Origin of the sequence: Pseudomonas sp. PKS, assembly GCF_051913525.1 — a bacterium.
Classification (GTDB): Bacteria; Pseudomonadota; Gammaproteobacteria; order Pseudomonadales; family Pseudomonadaceae; genus Aquipseudomonas; species Aquipseudomonas guariconensis_D.
The window spans coordinates 26,758-44,284 of the sequence record NZ_JBEGDO010000020.1 but is presented as its reverse complement, the minus strand read 5'-3'; the positions used below and the strand labels follow the sequence as shown (position 1 = coordinate 44,284).

General features: G+C 62.6%; 18 protein-coding genes. 5 read left to right on the top strand and 13 right to left on the bottom strand.

From position 1 onward, the window contains the following. Nucleotides 1–30: 30 nt before the first annotated feature. On the bottom strand, nt 31–234 hold the full coding sequence (locus tag ABOA88_RS18530; RefSeq protein ID WP_196170013.1) for a hypothetical protein: 204 nt from the start codon (nt 232–234) through the stop codon (nt 31–33). Nucleotides 235–499: 265 nt separating this feature from the next. Here ABOA88_RS18530 and ABOA88_RS18525 point away from each other — a divergent pair, with 265 nt between their 5' ends. Together ABOA88_RS18525 and ABOA88_RS18520 are read left to right on the top strand one after the other, a co-directional pair. Next, nucleotides 500–1,174: a heavy metal response regulator transcription factor gene (locus ABOA88_RS18525; protein WP_196170012.1), complete on the top strand. Its 675-nt coding sequence runs from the start codon at nt 500–502 to the stop codon at nt 1,172–1,174. Further along, entirely contained in the window at nt 1,171–2,553 is a 1,383-nt protein-coding gene (locus tag ABOA88_RS18520; RefSeq protein ID WP_196170011.1) for a heavy metal sensor histidine kinase, read from the top strand. Before ABOA88_RS18525 ends, ABOA88_RS18520 begins: the two co-directional genes overlap by 4 nt. A 125-nt stretch (nt 2,554–2,678) precedes the next feature. Here the strand turns inward: ABOA88_RS18520 and pdxJ are convergent, their stop codons facing one another. From pdxJ to rpoE, 10 genes are all read right to left on the bottom strand, one after another. Further along, nucleotides 2,679–3,401 carry a pyridoxine 5'-phosphate synthase gene (pdxJ, locus tag ABOA88_RS18515; RefSeq protein WP_437437104.1) on the bottom strand — a complete coding sequence of 241 codons (723 nt, stop codon included), beginning with the start codon at nt 3,399–3,401 and terminating at the stop codon, nt 2,679–2,681. Between the two features lie 62 nt (nt 3,402–3,463). Continuing rightward, nucleotides 3,464–4,147 (bottom strand): DNA repair protein RecO, encoded by a 684-nt coding sequence (recO, locus tag ABOA88_RS18510; protein WP_070574906.1) that lies wholly within the window; start codon nt 4,145–4,147, stop codon nt 3,464–3,466. A 132-nt stretch (nt 4,148–4,279) separates the two neighbouring features. Further along, nucleotides 4,280–5,182, bottom strand: a complete 903-nt coding sequence (gene era / locus ABOA88_RS18505; protein ID WP_043206472.1) for a GTPase Era — start codon at nt 5,180–5,182, stop codon at nt 4,280–4,282. Next, nucleotides 5,175–5,864, bottom strand: coding sequence for a ribonuclease III (gene rnc, locus ABOA88_RS18500; RefSeq protein ID WP_043206471.1), 690 nt, complete (start codon nt 5,862–5,864; stop codon nt 5,175–5,177). Before rnc ends, era begins: the two co-directional genes overlap by 8 nt. Nucleotides 5,865–6,028: 164 nt before the next feature. Then, nucleotides 6,029–6,883: a signal peptidase I gene (gene lepB / locus ABOA88_RS18495; protein ID WP_196170009.1), complete on the bottom strand. Its 855-nt coding sequence runs from the start codon at nt 6,881–6,883 to the stop codon at nt 6,029–6,031. 5 nt (nt 6,884–6,888) lie between these two features. After that, the gene (gene lepA, locus ABOA88_RS18490) at nt 6,889–8,688 is read right to left on the bottom strand and encodes a translation elongation factor 4 (protein ID WP_196170008.1); all 1,800 of its coding nucleotides are present in this window, start codon (nt 8,686–8,688) and stop codon (nt 6,889–6,891) included. A gap of 237 nt (nt 8,689–8,925) precedes the next feature. Then, nucleotides 8,926–10,326: a DegQ family serine endoprotease gene (locus tag ABOA88_RS18485; protein WP_419183388.1), complete on the bottom strand. Its 1,401-nt coding sequence runs from the start codon at nt 10,324–10,326 to the stop codon at nt 8,926–8,928. 202 nt (nt 10,327–10,528) lie between these two features. Continuing rightward, on the bottom strand, nt 10,529–11,494 hold the full coding sequence (locus ABOA88_RS18480) for a MucB/RseB C-terminal domain-containing protein (protein WP_367851948.1): 966 nt from the start codon (nt 11,492–11,494) through the stop codon (nt 10,529–10,531). A 12-nt stretch (nt 11,495–11,506) separates the two neighbouring features. Further along, nucleotides 11,507–12,097 carry a sigma-E factor negative regulatory protein gene (locus ABOA88_RS18475; RefSeq protein ID WP_043206465.1) on the bottom strand — a complete coding sequence of 197 codons (591 nt, stop codon included), beginning with the start codon at nt 12,095–12,097 and terminating at the stop codon, nt 11,507–11,509. A gap of 31 nt (nt 12,098–12,128) precedes the next feature. Next, the gene (rpoE, locus tag ABOA88_RS18470) at nt 12,129–12,710 is read right to left on the bottom strand and encodes an RNA polymerase sigma factor RpoE (protein ID WP_010220971.1); all 582 of its coding nucleotides are present in this window, start codon (nt 12,708–12,710) and stop codon (nt 12,129–12,131) included. Between the two features lie 434 nt (nt 12,711–13,144). Between rpoE and nadB the strand changes: the two genes are divergently transcribed. Further along, a complete protein-coding gene (nadB, locus tag ABOA88_RS18465; protein ID WP_196170005.1) occupies nt 13,145–14,749 on the top strand; it encodes an L-aspartate oxidase in 1,605 nt (534 codons plus the stop codon). A 68-nt stretch (nt 14,750–14,817) separates the two neighbouring features. Here the strand turns inward: nadB and ABOA88_RS18460 are convergent, their stop codons facing one another. Both ABOA88_RS18460 and ABOA88_RS18455 read right to left on the bottom strand, forming a co-directional pair. After that, nucleotides 14,818–15,276, bottom strand: a complete 459-nt coding sequence (locus ABOA88_RS18460) for a protein YgfX (RefSeq protein WP_367851949.1) — start codon at nt 15,274–15,276, stop codon at nt 14,818–14,820. Next, the gene (locus ABOA88_RS18455; protein WP_196170003.1) at nt 15,260–15,514 is read right to left on the bottom strand and encodes an FAD assembly factor SdhE; all 255 of its coding nucleotides are present in this window, start codon (nt 15,512–15,514) and stop codon (nt 15,260–15,262) included. The genes ABOA88_RS18460 and ABOA88_RS18455 overlap by 17 nt, the downstream gene beginning before the upstream one ends. 133 nt (nt 15,515–15,647) lie before the next feature. Between ABOA88_RS18455 and ygfZ the strand changes: the two genes are divergently transcribed. Both ygfZ and ABOA88_RS18445 read left to right on the top strand, forming a co-directional pair. After that, a complete protein-coding gene (gene ygfZ, locus ABOA88_RS18450) occupies nt 15,648–16,589 on the top strand; it encodes a CAF17-like 4Fe-4S cluster assembly/insertion protein YgfZ (RefSeq protein WP_196170002.1) in 942 nt (313 codons plus the stop codon). A 55-nt stretch (nt 16,590–16,644) separates the two neighbouring features. After that, nucleotides 16,645–17,451, top strand: a complete 807-nt coding sequence (locus ABOA88_RS18445; RefSeq protein ID WP_196170001.1) for an HDOD domain-containing protein — start codon at nt 16,645–16,647, stop codon at nt 17,449–17,451. The last annotated feature ends 76 nt before the right edge of the window (nt 17,452–17,527 follow it).

Sequence of the window (17,527 nt, the reverse complement as noted above, 5' to 3'; positions counted from 1 at the left end):
CAGAGGAGCGACTGCGAAGGCGGCTACACGTCAATCCTTGGCCAATTCGCGGGCCTTCTCGTCCGCCTTGCGCTCACGCGCTACCACGGCTTGCTCTTTGTCGCCATGCAGGCGCTGCTGGTCTTGCCGGAACGCCTCCCAGAACTGCCTGGAACGCTCGGCGCCGCCTTCGGCCATAGCCCCGGAACTGCCCAGGGCGAGTACGGCCAACAACAGGTATTGGGTCAGGTTCATCGTGTTTGCCTCGTGATAACCAGTCATTCGAGGCCATCGTAGCGAGGCGTAGCTAACGCCAAGGTGAGCCGGACATTACAGTGTTGCAAGACTTGGGCGCCGCTTCGGCACAGGCCTGCACAACGCCTTTCAGCCACATTTCCCGCCCATTACAAATCCGTTATTCAAGGTTTCCGCTCGGTTGCATCCCGTAACATCGGCAGCCTTGACCCTGATCTTGCTACAGGGTCGAGAATCGCCGCCTTTCATTACACCGAGCTTTCCCATGCGCCTACTGATCATCGAAGACGAACTGCGTACCGCTGATTACCTGCAACAGGGCCTGCGCGAGAACGGCTACGTGGTCGACTGCGCCCCTACCGGTATCGATGGGCTGCACTTGGCCCGCCAGCAGGCCTATGACCTGGTGATCCTCGACGTCAACCTGCCCGGCCTGGACGGCTGGGGCGTACTGCAACGCCTGCGCAGCGAATCGGCCACGCGGATCATGATGCTTACGGCCCATGGCCGCCTGGACGACCGGGTCAAAGGCCTGGACTTGGGCGCCGACGACTATCTGCTCAAGCCCTTCGAGTTCCCGGAATTGCTGGCCCGAATCCGCAGCCTTCTGCGGCGTAACGACCAGCATTTGCAACCAAGCACCCTACGCGTCGCCGACCTGGAACTGGACCCTGGCCGCCACCGCGCCTACCGCGCAGGCCGGCGCATCGACCTGACCGCCAAGGAGTTCGCCCTGCTGCACCTGTTGATGCGCCAGAGCGGCGAAGTGCTGTCGCGCACGCAGATCATCTCGCGGGTCTGGGACATGAATTTCGATTGCGACACCAATGTGGTGGAGGTGTCGATCCGCCGCCTGCGGGCCAAGATCGACGACCCGTTCGACGACAAACTGATCCACACCCTGCGCGGCGTGGGCTACGTGCTCGAGGCCAGGCCATGAAACCTGCCAGCCTGTCCCTGCGTCTCGGGCTGTCGGTGACCCTGATGGGCGCCGCGCTGGTGCTGCTGCTGGCTTGCCTGGCCGTGTTCGCTCTGCAGCACGAGCTGGACAGTCGGGCCCGCAAGGACCTGGACCGTAAGATGCTGCAGATCGAACACAACCTGCGCGTCGATCTACGCAACGAGGATCTGGCCCGCCGCGCCCATCCCTTGCTCGATGTGATCATGGGCCATGACAACCTGAGCCTGAGCATCCTGGCACTCGACGGTCGTCACCCCTCGCTGCTGAGCCTGGGCCCTGCACTGGAGGCCCGCCTGAACGCGCTGCCGGTCGGCGACCGGCTGAGCTTCCACGAGTGGCGCGACAGTGCCGATAACCAGATCCTCACCGCCACCCGCCTGATGCGCCTGCGCGACGACACCACCGTTCGGGTGATGATGTCGCTCAATCGCGCCGACGATAACGCCCTGCTCCAGGCCTACCTGAACTCGACCTTGCTGGCCCTACCTCTGTTGCTGGTACTGATCGGCCTCAGTGCCTGGAAGCTGATGCAAATGGGATTGCGCCCTTTACGCCACTTTCGCCGGATCGCCGGGCGCGTCTCGGCCCAGGATCTTGAGCACCGCCTTCCCGACACAGGCTTGCCGTTGGAACTGGCCGAGCTGGCCAAGGCCATCAATGTCATGCTCGATCGCCTGGACCAGGGTGTACGCCAACTCTCGCAATTCTCCGATGATCTGGCCCATGAGCTGCGCACGCCCATCGGTAATCTGATGGGCAAGGCCCAGGTCACCCTGGCCCGAGACCGAGACGGCACCCACTATCGGGAAGCACTGGAAGACAGTGTCGAGGAGTTGACCCGCCTCAACCGCATCATCAACGACATGTTGTTTCTCGCCCAGGTCAGCCAACCCCAGGCCCAGGTCCTGTTCGGGCCACTGGCCCTGGCCCAGGAAGCGCAGCGGGTCTGCGAACTGTTCGCCGTCAGCGCCGAGCTCAAGGGGATCGAACTGCATCTGCAGGGTTGGGGAACGGCCATGGCCGATCGCCTGATGTTCCAGCGGGCGCTGTCCAACCTGTTGAGCAATGCCATCCGCCACAGCCCGGAGAACCAGGTGGTGACGGTCCTGATCGAGCGCCAGGGCGATGAGATACACCTAGGAGTGAGGAACCCAGGACCTGGCATAGCCGAGAGCCATTTGCCGCATCTGTTCGAACGCTTTTACCGCGCAGGATGCGGACGTTCGCGGCTGGAGGGTGGGACAGGGTTGGGACTGGCGATCGTGAAGTCGATCATGCAATTGCATGGGGGACGGGTCGAGGCCAGCAGTACGCCTGCTGGCCCTACCCGCTTCACCTTGGTATTCCGAGCGGAATAACGGGTGCATGAATCGGATCTTCGCGGGTGAACCGACTCCCACAGCGATAGCGCTGCCATTGGGAGTTCTGCAGCACCTGTGGGTGCGGGTTTACCCGCGAAGAAGCCGCTCCAACCGCGCGAAAATCAGCGAGAAGCCGCTACGATCAGCGCCTTCATCTCGGCCACCGCCGCCTTGAAACCGACGAACAGCGCATGGGCCACCAGTGCATGGCCGATATTCAGTTCGTTGATACCCTTGATCGCCGCCACCGCCTCGACGTTGTGGTAGTGCAGGCCATGGCCGGCATTGACGATCAGCCCCTGCCCAACCCCCACGGCCACGCCGTCAATGATCCGCTGCAGCTCTTCGGCCACCTCGGTCGGGGTTTCGGCATCGGCATAGCGGCCGGTGTGCAGTTCGATCGCCGGGGCACCGACACGGCGCGAGGCTTCGATCTGACGTGCGTCCGGATCGATGAACAGCGACACTTCAGCCCCTGTGCGCGACAGACGCTCCACCGCAGCCTTGATCCGCTCCTCCTGGCCGGCGACGTCCAGGCCACCCTCGGTCGTCAGTTCCTGGCGGGTTTCAGGCACCAGGCAGATATGCGCCGGGCGGATCTTCTCGGCGAAGGCCATCATTTCTTCGGTGATGCCCATTTCGAAGTTCATGCGGGTCTGCAGCACGTCCTTGAGCAGCAGCACGTCGCGCTCCTGGATATGCCGGCGGTCTTCGCGCAGGTGCACGGTGATACCGTCGGCGCCCGCTTCCTCGGCATCCAGCGCGGCCTTGACCGGGTCTGGGTAACGGGTGCCCCGGGCCTGGCGAAGGGTCGCCACGTGGTCGATGTTGACGCCAAGAAGCATGCGGTTGCTGTGAGTCACGAAAGGGCTCTCCTGAAAGTTGAGCCCAACAGCATACGATGTGCTCAACGCTTGCGAAACAGTTCCCGACTCACCAGCGGCTTCGGCCCCAGGTGCACCGCCAGGGCCTGGCGCATCAGGCGCTTGGCAGCGAGCAACGCACCCGGGGCTTGCCAATCGGCCTCGGCCAGCGCCAGCAGCTCTGCCCCGGTGAACAACCCAGGCTGCGCCAGGTAAACCCGCTCCAGGCCCGCATCGACCTGCAGGCGATACAGGCCTTGGGTGTCGATGGGCTCGTCGTTGATATCGTGGGTCAGGGCAAAGGCATAACCCAACTCGTCCAACAGGCGCCACTCGAAGGCACGCAGCAGCGGCTCCAGGGGCCGACCGGCGGCCAGGGCCTGCAGCGTCAAGGTGTAGTGCTCGAACAACGCAGGATGCGGCGCCTCCGCAGGCAGCAGGCGCATCAGCAGCTCATTGAGGTACAGCCCGCTGAACAAGGCATCGCCATGCAGCCAGCCGCCGATGCCGACACCGTCCAGGCGACCCACGTTCTTCAGCTCCCCTCGCCCACGCAGTTCCACCTCCAGCTCCACGAACGGCCGGACCAGACTGCCGCCCTTGCCCCGGGCACGGCGCAGCACCGCACGTACACGGCCTTGGGGCGTAAGGAAGTCCACCAGCGCGCTGGTTTCCTTGTAGGCACGGCTGTGAAGCACGTAGGCCGGCTGGCCGGCGGGTTGTTCCATCAGCAATCTCTGGGGGTTGAATGTGCCTGTGGGAGCAGGCTCACCTTCGAATGCATCAGTGAATCCACTGTCACAGTCGAAGATGAACCCGCTCCCACAGGGTACGAGCCAGCTGTCTGTTGGCTGGAGAGGTTACAGGTCGCCGTAGCCCAGCGAGCGCAGGGCGCGCTCATCGTCGGACCAGCCGCCTTTGACCTTGACCCACAGGTTGAGCATGACCTTGGCGTCGAACAGCACTTCCATATCCTTGCGCGCGTCCGAGCCGATGCGCTTGATGCGCTCGCCCTTGTCGCCAATGATGATCTTCTTCTGACCGTCACGCTCGACCAGGATCAACGCATGGATATGCAGTACATGGCCCTGCTGCTTGAACTCCTCGATCTCCACGGTGATCTGGTATGGAAGCTCCGCACCGAGCTGGCGCATGATCTTTTCGCGCACCAGCTCCGCGGCCAGGAAGCGGCTGCTGCGGTCGGTGATCTGGTCTTCCGGGAAGAAATGCTCGTTCTCGGGCAGGTGCTTGGCGATCAACGCCTCGAGGGCTTCGAGGTTGTGTCCTTGCTGGGCGGAAATCGGCACGATCTCGGCATTGGGCAACTGCTGCTGCAGCCACTGCAAGTGCGGAATCAGCTCGGCTTTCTCGTCCATGCGGTCGGTCTTGTTGACCGCCAGGATCACCGGGCCGCTCACGTACTGCACACGCTCGAGCACCAGTTGGTCCTCGTCGGTCCAGCGGGTCCGGTCGACCACGAAGATGACCACATCGACGTCCTTCAGGGCGGCCGATGCGTTGCGGTTCATGTAGCGGTTCAAGGCCTTGTCGTTGGCCTTGTGCATACCGGGCGTGTCGACGTAGATCGCCTGCACGTCGCCCTCGGTCTTGATACCGAGCATGTTGTGCCGGGTGGTCTGCGGCTTGCGCGAGGTGATCGCCAGCTTTTGGCCGAGGATGTGGTTGAGCAGCGTGGACTTGCCCACGTTGGGACGACCGACGATCGCGACATAGCCGCAACGGGTCGAAGTGTTCTCAGTCATTGCCATTCTCCACGCCAAGGGCGATCAATGCAGCGGCAGCGGCGACCTGCTCGGCGATACGCCGGCTCACGCCCTGGCCACGGCTCTTGTTGTTCAGCAGCACCACCTCGCATTCGACGAAGAAGGTACGGCAGTGCGGTTCGCCCTGGATGTCCACCACTTCATAGCGTGGCAGTTCGCAGGCACGCGACTGCAGGAACTCCTGCAGACGGGTCTTGGGGTCTTTGTTGGTGTCGACCAGGGTCAGCCCATCGAACTCACCGGCCAGCCAGGCCAGGATGCGCTCGCGTGCGGTCTCCATGTCGGCGTCCAGGTAGATCGCCCCGATCAGCGCTTCGAGGGCATCGGCCAGGATCGACTCCCGCCGGAAGCCGCCGCTCTTGAGCTCACCCGAGCCCAAGCGCAGGTATTCGCCCAGATCGAAGCCCCGGGCCAGGCGGGCCAGGGTCTCGCCTTTGACCAGCCGGGCGCGCAGGCGCGAGAGCTGGCCTTCGCGGGCCTGCGGAAAACGCTCGAACAGCGCTTCGCCGGCCACGAAGTTGAGGATGGCATCGCCCAGAAACTCCAGGCGCTCGTTGTTGCGCCCGGCATAGCTGCGATGGGTCAGGGCCAGGAGCATCTGGTCCTGGTTCTTGAAGGTATAGCCGAGCTTGCGCTCCAGGCGCGCGAGGGAAGCACTCATGGGGCCACCCGTGGATTGTTCAACGCGTTGTTCAAATCAACATCCTGAAAGACTGTTTGGCTGTGGCCCACCACCTTGTGGGCGGCGGAATCTCTCGATCCCTGAGAACACAGCCTATGTCAGAAATGCATTCGGCGCTGTCTGTCAGACAGCGCCGTTGGGTATCAATGGATCAGGCCAACCCGCGACAGGTTGGGGAAGTGGCTGAGCTTGGGCTCCGGCCAGCTCATCCAGACCGCGAAGGCCTTGCCGACAATGTTGCGATCCGGAACCATACCGTGCAGTTCCTTCGGAATGTTCGGATCGTCCCAGTAGCGGCTGTCGTTGGAGTTGTCGCGGTTGTCACCCATCATGAAGTAATGGCCAGCCGGAACGGTCCATTGCTGGTCCGGCGGCATGCGATAGCGGCTCATTTCCTTGCGGATCAGGTGCTCGGCCTCGCCGAGTTTTTCCTTGTACAGCTGGGCACTGCCCAGGGTGCCTGGCTCGGTACCGACCAACTGCTCGGCGACCAACTGACCGTTGACGTACAGACGCTTGTCGCTGGTGTAGCGCACCTGATCGCCCGGCAGACCGACCACACGCTTGATGTAGTTGACATTCGGGTCGCTTGGGTAGCGGAACACCATCACGTCGCCGCGCTGCGGGTCACCCACCTCGATGACTTTCTTGTCGATCACCGGCAGGCGAATACCGTAGGAGAACTTGTTCACCAAGATGAAATCGCCCACTTCCAGAGTCGGTTTCATCGATCCCGATGGGATCTGGAACGGCTCGACCAGGAACGAACGCAACACCAGCACGATGAACAGCACCGGGAAGAACGACTTGCCGTACTCGACGAGCAACGGCTCCTTGTTCAGGCGCTCGAGCACTGCCATCTCGGGCTGGCTGACGCTGCCCTGGTAGTTGGCGACCGCCGCTCGCCGGCGCGGAGCCAGGAACAGCAGGTCGATCAAGCCCAACAGGCCGCAGACAGCTACGGCGATGACTAGCAACAGCGGGAAATTTAGCGACATAGGACCTAGCTATCCAACCTGAGCACGGCGAGGAAGGCTTCCTGTGGGATCTCCACGTTGCCGACCTGCTTCATGCGTTTCTTACCGGCCTTCTGCTTCTCCAGCAGCTTCTTCTTACGGCTTACGTCACCGCCGTAGCACTTGGCCAGTACGTTCTTTCTGAGCGCCTTGACGGTAGTACGAGCGACGATCTGGCCACCGATGGCTGCCTGGATCGCCACATCGAACATCTGCCGAGGGATCAGTTCCTTCATCTTCTCAGTCAGCGCACGACCCTTGTAGTGGGCATTGTCGCGGTGAACGATCAGCGCCAGGGCGTCTACCTTGTCGCCGTTGATCAGCACGTCCAGCTTGACCAGGTTGGCCGACTGGTAGCGATCGAAATGATAGTCCAGCGAAGCGTAACCGCGGCTGGTGGACTTGAGTTTATCGAAGAAGTCCAGCACCACTTCGTTCATCGGCAGGTCGTAGCGCACCTGCACCTGGCTGCCGAGGAACTGCATGTCGCGCTGCACGCCACGCTTCTCGATGCACAGGGTGATGACGTTACCCAGGTGCTCCTGAGGCACGAGGATGGTCGCGGTGACGATCGGCTCACGGAAGTCCTGAACCGCCGAAACATCCGGTAGCTTGGATGGGTTGTCGACGTAGATGGTCTCGCCGGTCTTGAGCACGAGCTCGTAGATCACGCTCGGCGCGGTGGTGATCAGGTCCAGGTCGTATTCGCGCTCCAGGCGCTCCTGGATGATCTCCATGTGCAACATGCCGAGGAAGCCGCAACGGAAGCCGAAGCCCAGGGCGTCGGAGCTTTCCGGCAGGTATTGCAGAGAGGAGTCGTTCAGGGTCAACTTCGACAGCGCGTCGCGGAAATCTTCGAAATCGTCGGAACTGACGGGGAACAGGCCGGCATAAACCTGCGGCTGGATCTTCTTGAAGCCTGGCAGCACTTCGACCTCAGGGGTCGAGGACAGGGTCAGGGTGTCACCGACCGGTGCACCGTGAATGTCTTTGATGCTGGCGATGATGAAGCCCACCTCGCCCGCCTTGAGGTCGGCGGTCTGGGTGTGTTTCGGGGTAAAGACACCGACGCTGTCGACCAGGTGCACCTTGCCAGTCGACTTGACCAGGATCTTGTCACCCTTCTTGACCCGGCCGTGACGCACGCGGACCAAGGAGACGACGCCCAGGTAGTTGTCGAACCAGGAGTCGATGATCAGTGCCTGCAAAGGCGCATCGAGCTCGCCTTCCGGGGCTGGGATGGTCTGCACCAGACGCTCGAGGACCTCATCGACGCCCATGCCGCTCTTGGCGCTGCACGCCACGGCGTCGGTGGCGTCGATGCCGATGATTTTCTCGATCTCGTCCTTGACGCGGTCCGGGTCGGCCTGGGGCAGGTCCATCTTGTTCAGGACCGGCATGACCTCCAGGCCCTGCTCGATGGCGGTGTAGCAGTTGGCCACGGACTGGGCTTCGACACCTTGACCGGCGTCCACGACCAGCAGCGCGCCTTCGCACGCGGCCAGGGAACGGCTGACTTCATAGGTGAAGTCGACGTGGCCGGGGGTATCGATGAAGTTCAGCTGGTAGACCTTGCCGTCCTGGGCCTTGTAGCTCAGCGTGACGCTGTGGGCCTTGATGGTGATCCCGCGCTCACGCTCCAGGTCCATGGAGTCGAGGACCTGGGCTTCCATTTCGCGTGCCGACAGGCCACCGCACATCTGGATGAAACGGTCGGCCAGCGTCGACTTGCCATGGTCGATGTGGGCGATGATGGAGAAATTGCGGATATGACTCAAATCACTCACGGGTCAACACTCGAAAAGGCTGCGAGCCGGACGCCCGCCGAAAAATAGCCGGGAATTGTACCTTAAGCCGCAGGGATATGGGAGATTCCAGATCAAGCGACATGGTAACGGGCGCGGCCCTTTGGGAGCCCCGAATTGCGCGCATCCGGGCTGCCCGCCCCCCTGGGCAAGTGTCGACGGAGGAATATTTCATGAAAAAGGGCAGCCGAAGCTGCCCTTTCCTATGCAATGCGCAGATTATTCCGCCAACTTGAAGGTAATGAAGCTGGCTCGGCCCTGACGCAGCACACGCATGGACACCGAACGATTCTTCGGCAAATCCTTGGCAATTTCGGTGAACTGCTTAGCCGAAGCGATCGCCTGGTTGTTCAGGTGACTGATGACATCGCCCGGACGCAGGCCGATCAATGCCGCCGGACCATCCTGGACCTCCTTGATGACCACGCCGCCCTTGAGCTCCAGGGACTTTTTCTGCTCGGCGGTCAGGTCAGCCACGGAAACGCCCAGGCGATTGCTGTTGCGCTCCGCGCCAGACCCACCGCCGGTACCGATGTCCGCATCATCCTCGGGCAGCGCGCCGATGGTGATGTCCAGGTTTTGGCGCTTGCCGTTGCGGATGATCTCCAGACGGGCCTTGTCGCCATCCTTGAGGCTGCCGACCAGGTGCGGCAGGTCGGCCGACATGATGATCGGCTGGCCGTTCATGCTCAGGATCACGTCACCCACCTGCAGGCCGCCCTTGGCTGCCGGGCCGTCCTCGAGCACCTGGGCGACCAGGGCACCGGCTGGTTTGTCCAGGCCGAAGGATTCAGCCAGGTCCTTGTTGACCTCCTGGATCACCACGCCAAGCCAGCCGCGGCTGACCTTGCCGTCCTTCTTCAACTGGTTGGAAACATCCAGCGCCACATCGATCGGGATGGCGAACGACAGGCCCATGAAGCCACCGGAACGGGTGAAGATCTGCGAGTTAATGCCTACCACCTCGCCTTTCATGTTGAACAGCGGGCCTCCGGAGTTACCCGGGTTGATCGCCACGTCGGTCTGGATGAACGGCACATAGGTGTCGTTGGGCAGGGTCCGCCCCTTGGCGCTGACAATGCCCTTGGTCACCGAATGGTCGAAGCCGAACGGCGATCCGATTGCCAGCACCCATTCGCCGACCTTGAGCTTTTCGGAGTCGCCGAGCTTGACGGTCGGCAGGTTCTTGCCTTCGACCTTGAGCAAGGCCACGTCTGTACGCGGATCGGTACCGACCAGCTTGGCCTGCAGCTCGCTGCGGTCGGACAGACGCACGATGATCTCATCGGCGTCGGCGACCACATGGTTGTTGGTCAGTACATAACCATCGCTGGAGATGATGAAGCCAGAACCGAGTGACTGGGCTTCCCGTTGACGGTCGCCACGGGGCGAGCGCGGCGCTTGCGGCATGTTGCGCTCGAAGAACTCGCGGAACATCGGCGGCAGGCCTTCCAGGTCCGGCATCTGCCCGGCGGCGACACGGCGGTCCGGCAGCTTCTGCTTGGTGCTGATGTTCACCACGGCAGGCGAGGCCTGCTCGACCAGGGTGGTGAAGTCCGGCAGGGCTTCCTCGGCCTGGGCGGTGAGCACCTGGCCAAGCATCAGCACGGCGGCGAACATCGATAGGTAGGATTTCAAGCGTGGTATTGACATACGGCTCCCGTCACAACGAGCGTAGTTAACAAAGTGAGGCCTTTGCACAAGCAAGAAAGGCCAGACCCCGAGAAGCCTGACCTATAGAAAATTTACGAAGGGATTGCAAATGACAATGCTTTAATTTCATGTCAGACACATGCCCTACGAGACGTAGGAAGGCGCGCTATCACTGACGCGCCTGGGCGTCCTGGGCCCGCATGGACAGGGCGACACGCTCGGCGGTTCCCAGTGGAATCTCGCCAACCACGGTGACCATGACCTTGCCCTTGGGCGTGTTGAGACGACGCGACACGGCGACGGTAGGCCCCAACTGCGCACGGGTATCCGGCCCGGCATCGTCGCTGACTGGCTCGAGGAACACCGAGAAGCGTGCCAGGCCATCATCGTACATGAGGCTGCTGACCATGCTGTCACGCACCGGGTCACGGCGCACGGAGCTGTTGATCAGTTCGAAGCCTGGCGGCAACCAGTCCGAACGCCAGGCAGAGGCGGCGTCGGAATGCGCGGCGGCGACACGCTCGACCGGCTTGCACGAAGCACTGGCGAGCAGATCTTCATCGCTGGGTAGATCGTCGGTATCCAGGCGGGTCATCTGGAAGCGCTCGAGCAACTGGCCCTTGTCGTTGATCATCAACGAGCGCAGGGGCAGGCCAGTGCGGCGATCCAAGTGCAGTTCGAAGGCGTAGCGGTGCTGGTCTCGCGGCGTGAGCGTCACGATCACGGCATCGCGCCCGGCAACCCGAGACTTGCCTGCAACGCTCAGATCGTACCAGCTCATCAGTTTGAGAGGATCGAGCACACGGGGCGCGGAGTCCGGCGGGGCGCCTACGCGGCTGACCAGGGAGCCACTGACGCATTGGACCTTGCCATCGACCCGCACGATTTCCTGGGTCGCCCCATCGAGCTGCAACAAACGCTCGCTGACCTTGCCGTCCTGGACGCGGTGCCAGATATCGTGTGAGGAGAAGCTGCCATTGCGTTCGTAGACGAAGGAACCCTGGTAACTCTGTTCTCGCTCGGCCTGTGCCAGCTTGTTCAGCCACTCGCTCGCCTCAGGCGAGGAGTTAGCCGCCAATGCCGGCACCATCATGCAACTGCCAAGCAGAAGCGTCAGGAGAGGTAGCGCGCGCATGATCCTCCTTACTTAACGGTTTTCCAGGCTGGCGGCGCGTGCATAGGGCAGAGCGGTCTCAGTACCCTTGAGCGCAGATTCCTGGGCATGCTGGCGCAGATACCCTGGCAGACGCTGATCCCAGCCGGCTTGGTTCTGCAGCACGCCGTTGGCCATCGGCCCGGTCGGTTGTTCACTGCTCTCACTATAGCCTGCCAAAACGGCGGGGCCCTGTGCTTGTGGCACGCTCAGGCCTTGCTGAACAGGTTGCTGGGCAGCGAGTTCGGCACCGGTGATTTCGTCCTGGTTGTACAGGCGCACGCCAGCCAGCACGGCAACGGTCACCGAGGCGGCTACAGCCAGGCGACCAATGGTGCGCCATGGGCCTTGCTTGACCTTGGCAGGTACGGCTTCGTCGGCCAGCGCTGCGGAAACCGCCGAGGCGATATCGAGCTTGGGCAGTACCAGTTCGTTGTGCATCGCTGCACGCGCTACCTGATAGCGGGACCAGGTGGCACGGGTTTCAGGATCGTCGACGGCGTTCAACACGCGACGCAGTTCAAGTTCGTCCGCTTCGTTATCCATCACCGCGGACAGCGATTCCTGCAAAGCTTCACGACTCATGGCGGTTCCTCTCTTGGCTGTCGCCGCTGTCTCAGGTTTCCTGCAACAAAGGCTGCAGGGCTTTATCAATGGCCTCCCGAGCGCGGAAAATTCGAGAGCGCACGGTACCTACCGGACATTGCATGACACTGGCAATGTCTTCGTAACTCAGTCCGTCGAACTCACGTAGGGTCAATGCCGTGCGCAGGTCCTCGGGCAGTTGCTGGATGGTGCGATGGACGGTGCCTTCGATTTCATCCCGCAACAACGCGCGCTCTGGAGACTCGAGATCCTTGAGGCCATGATCGCCGTCGTAAAACTCCGCATCCTCGGAGCTCACATCACTGTCTGGTGGCCGTCTTCCGCGGGACACCAGGTAGTTCTTCGCCGTATTGATGGCGATGCGGTACAGCCAGGTATAGAAAGCACTGTCACCGCGAAAATTTCCCAGCGCCCGGTAGGCCTTGATGAAAGCCTCCTGCGCCACATCCTGGGCCTCGTGGGTGTCGTGTACGAACCGCACGATCAACCCGAGAATCTTGTGCTGATACTTCAGCACCAACAGATCGAACGCTCGCCTGTCACCGCGCTGCACGCGCTCGACAAGCTGCTGATCCTCTTCCTGGGTTAGCATGAACACTCCTCAGTGGTCTCGAAGGAGCGTTGCAACAGCCATCGTTCAGGCTTGCAACCATAGACTCGGCCTTTGCGCAAAAGTTCTCCCCTCCAAGCAAGTTTCCTGCGGCCCTTGGTCGGCTCGCACGAAAGACGCAGCGCGGTCACGGCCGGCTGCGTCGATAATCTGATCTCGAATACGCAGGTGTCAGCCCGAAAGAGCTACCGCCATACGTCGCCGTGGCATTTGGTGGCGTGCGGGCAGCCTTCTTAGGATTTCCACGAGTATCGGAAAGTTCCCATAAAGATCACCACACCGGTGCAGATGCCATTGGAAATCAGACACCTGTGGCTGCTATAAAGGCAGCCGGACAGGCTTAACGATAGTTTCACAATGCCATCTGCGCATGACTATTGTGCCGCTCCCCTTCCCAAGATTACTAGTGTCAAGACATGAGCCAACAATTCCAACACGATGTCCTGGTGATCGGCAGCGGCGCCGCTGGCCTCAGCCTGGCACTGAACCTTCCAAGTCACTTGCGCATCGCCGTGCTGAGCAAGGGCGACCTGGCCAATGGTTCGACCTTCTGGGCCCAGGGCGGCGTTGCCGCGGTCCTGGACAACACCGATACCGTCCAGTCCCATGTCGAGGACACGCTCAATGCCGGCGGCGGCCTGTGCCATGAAGATGCCGTACGCTTCACCGTCGAGCACAGCCGCGAAGCCATCGAGTGGTTGATCGAACAAGGGGTGCCCTTCACCCGCGACGAGCATTACAGCGTCGATGACGGCGGCTTCGAGTTCCACCTGACCCGTGAAGGTGGTCACAGCCACCGACGCATCATCCACGCCGCCGATGCAACGGGCGCGGCGATCTTCACCGCCTTGCTGAACCAAGCACGCCAGCGGCCGAACATCGAGCTGCTGGAGCAGCGCGTGGCGGTCGACCTGATCACCGAGCGTCGCCTGGGCCTGTCGGGCGAGCGTTGCCTGGGCGCCTATGTGCTGGATCGCAATACCGGCGAAGTCGACACCTTCGGTGCGCGCTTCACCGTGCTGGCCACCGGCGGCGCGGCCAAGGTCTACCTCTATACCAGCAACCCCGACGGAGCCTGCGGCGATGGTATCGCCATGGCCTGGCGCGCCGGCTGTCGAGTGGCCAACCTGGAATTCAACCAGTTCCATCCCACGTGCCTGTACCACCCACAGGCCAAGAGTTTCCTGATCACCGAGGCCCTGCGCGGCGAAGGCGCCCTACTGCGCCTGCCCAATGGCGAACGCTTCATGCCGCGCTTCGACCCCCGCGAGGAGCTCGCGCCCCGGGATATCGTCGCCCGCGCCATCGACCACGAAATGAAGCGTCTGGGCGTGGACTGTGTCTATCTGGACATCAGCCACAAGCCAGCCGATTTCATCAAGAACCACTTCCCCACCGTCTACGAGCGCTGCCTGGCCTTCGGTATCGACATCACCCGCCAGGCGATTCCGGTGGTCCCGGCCGCCCATTACACCTGCGGCGGCGTGATGGTCGATGATCGCGGCCATACCGATGTGCCCGGCCTGTACGCCATCGGCGAGACCAGCTTCACCGGCCTGCACGGCGCCAACCGCATGGCCAGCAATTCGTTGCTCGAATGCTTCGTCTATGGCCGTGCCGCTGCCGCCGACATCGAGGCGCACCTGGACGAAGTGCAGGCTCCGACCGCCCTGCCCTGCTGGGACGCAAGCCAGGTCACCGACTCGGACGAGGATGTGATCATTGCGCACAACTGGGACGAACTGCGGCGCTTCATGTGGGACTACGTCGGTATCGTGCGCACCAGCAAACGCCTGCAGCGAGCCGAGCATCGCGTGCGCCTGCTGCTCGACGAGATCGACGAGTTCTACAGCAACTACAAGGTCAGCCGCGACCTGATCGAACTTCGCAACCTGGCCCAGGTCGCGGAACTGATGATCCGCTCGGCGATGCAGCGCAAGGAAAGCCGCGGACTGCATTACACCCTGGATTACCCGGGAATGCTGCCCGAGGCCAAGGACACCATCCTCAGCCCGGTCTGAACTGACGCGGTGTCCTGTTCGCGGGTAAACCCGCTCCCACAGAACCATGCGACGCCTGTGGGAGCGGGCTATTGCGCCGAAACCTCTGCCCAGCGCCTGCGGCTGAACTTCAATCTCACGCGCAGGCGCCGATGCTGATCGGCATCCAGGGCATCCCGCGGTACGCACTGGCTCTCGCCAAACCAGCGCCCTGGCCTGACGAAGCGCAGCACAACCAGACTTGGCAACGCCACGCTATCCCGACACAACCTCACCTGCTGCCACCCTCTGGCACGGCTGAACAGCCGCCAGCCGGTCGCATCACGACGCAGACCGGTGATGGCCTCGGGATGGGTCAGCAGGATACGACGGGGAATGGCCCAGCAAGCGTGGGCAAGGCAAGCAAGGACGAGGGGAACGCTCAACCACCAGGGCTGCGTGCTCACGATCATGGCCCAGAGCGCAAGCACCTGGCAGGTCAGGTATGCCGCCAGCAGCAGGCGCGAGCCTTGCCAGCGGCACTCGAAATGCTCACTTGGGCTGGACACGGTCCAGGATGATGCGAACCATGCGTTGCAGCTCAGGGTCCTCGGACTCGGTGCGCTCCATGAACCAGCCGAACATGTCCTGGTCTTCGCAGGTCAGCAGGCGACGGTACAGCTCGCGGTCCGCTTCGCTCAGGGTGGGATAGACCTCCTGGGTGAATGGCACCAGCAGTACGTCCAGTTCCAGCATGCCGCGGCGGCTGTGCCAGAAAAGCCGGTTGAGTTCAGTTTGTTCGACCATGGGGCCCTCCTCGAATGGGCCGCCAGTATACAGCGGGGCGCTCGCGGGGGCACAAGGCGTTGGTCTAGTCACCTACCTATTTTGTTACCGGCGTTCTATGATGGCCGCCAGTCTCAAGCAACCGCGATGACCCATGGCCGATTCCGCTTTCTTCTGTCCCCTGTCCCACGAGGGCATCCTCGCCGTCCGCGGCTCCGATGCCGGCAAGTTCCTGCAAGGCCAGCTGACCTGCAACATCAACTACCTCAGCCAGGAGCACGCGAGCCTCGGCGCCCGGTGCATGGTCAAGGGCCGCATGCAGTCGAGCTTCCGCATTCTCCCGGAAGGCAACGGCTACCTGCTGGCCATGGCCAGTGAGCTGCTCGACGCGCAACTGGCCGACCTCAAGAAGTACGCGGTCTTCTCCAAGGCCACCTTGACCGATGAGAGCGCCGCCTGGGTCCGCTTCGGCCTGACGCAAGGCGATGCCGCGCTTAAAGCGCTGGGCTTGACCACGCCGGCCGAAGCCGGCGCCACGGTACGCCACGACGGCCTGATCGCGATTGGCGTCAGCACCGGCCGCGTGGAGCTCTGGGCTCCTGCCGCGCAGGCAGACACCGTACGCCAGACCCTGGCCGCCCATCTGGCCGAAGGCAGCCTCAACGACTGGCTGCTGGGCCAGATCCGTGCCGGCATCGGCCAGGTCATGGGCCCTACCCGTGAGCTGTTCATCCCGCAGATGATCAATCTGCAGGCGGTCGATGGCGTGAGCTTCAAGAAAGGCTGCTACACCGGCCAAGAGATCGTCGCGCGCATGCAATACCTGGGTAAGCTCAAGCGCCGTCAGTACCGACTGGCCCTGGCCCAGCAGGACGTGCCCGCCCCTGGCGCCGAGGTCTTCTCGCCCACCCACGGCTCGTCGGTGGGCGAAGTGGTCATCGCCGCCAGTACAGGTGACGGCTGCGAACTGCTCGCAGTGCTCAGTGCCGAAGCCGTGGCAGACGACAACCTGCACCTGGGTAGCCTCGAAGGCCCGCACCTGACACTGCTGGACCTGCCCTACGAACTGGACCGCGACCGGGAAATCCTGCGCTGACCAGCCTGCCCCGCCGCCCTGCGGGGCCGCACCACCACTGCGGTAGAGAAGTTAGATGAACAAGCTGGCCGAGACGGTTCAAGCACAATTGCTCGCAGCCATCGACAAGGACGACCTGGTCCTGCCGACCCTTCCGGAAGTTGCCTTGAGCATCCGCGAGGCCGCGGAAGATAGCGAGATCAGCGTCGCCGCCTTGAGCAAGGTGATCGGCCGCGACGCCGCCCTCTCGGCGCGCCTGATCAAAGTGGTCAACAGCCCGTTGTTGCGTGCGGCAGTGGAGGTCACCGACCTGCACACCGCCATCACCCGCCTGGGTATCAACTACAGCTGCAACTTGGCGATCGGTCTGGTAATCGAGCAGATCTTCCACGCCCGCTCACCGGCCGTTGAACAAAAACTGCGTGATATCTGGGCCAACAGCCTTGAAGTGGCGGGAATCAGCTATGAATTGTGCCGCCGCTACACCCAGCTCAAGCCGGACCAGGCCACCCTGGGGGGCCTGGTCTACCAGATCGGTGCACTGCCGGTGCTGATCTACGCCGAAGAGCACAACGAACTGCTTTCGGACCCGGTGTGCTTGCACTATGTGATCGAGCAGATCCAGCCGGTGCTGGGCGACAAGATTCTCAAGGCCTGGGAGTTTCCCGAGCAACTGGTCAACCTGCCCAGCCAAGTGCAGGACCTGGATCGACGCACCGACAGCATCGACTACATCGACATCGTGCAGGTCGCCCGCCACCTCAGCCACCGGACCCGCAGCCGCCCCCTGGCGGCCTTGCCGGCCTACCAGCACCTCGGGCTGCCCTACGGGACCGAGCTGGATGTCGCCGACCTGCTCGATGCCCGCAGCATGCTGCGCTAAGCAAAACACCCGCCCCAAAAGGATCACCGCCAACCCCGTGGGAGCGGGTTTACCCGCGAATAGGCCGGCGCAGGCA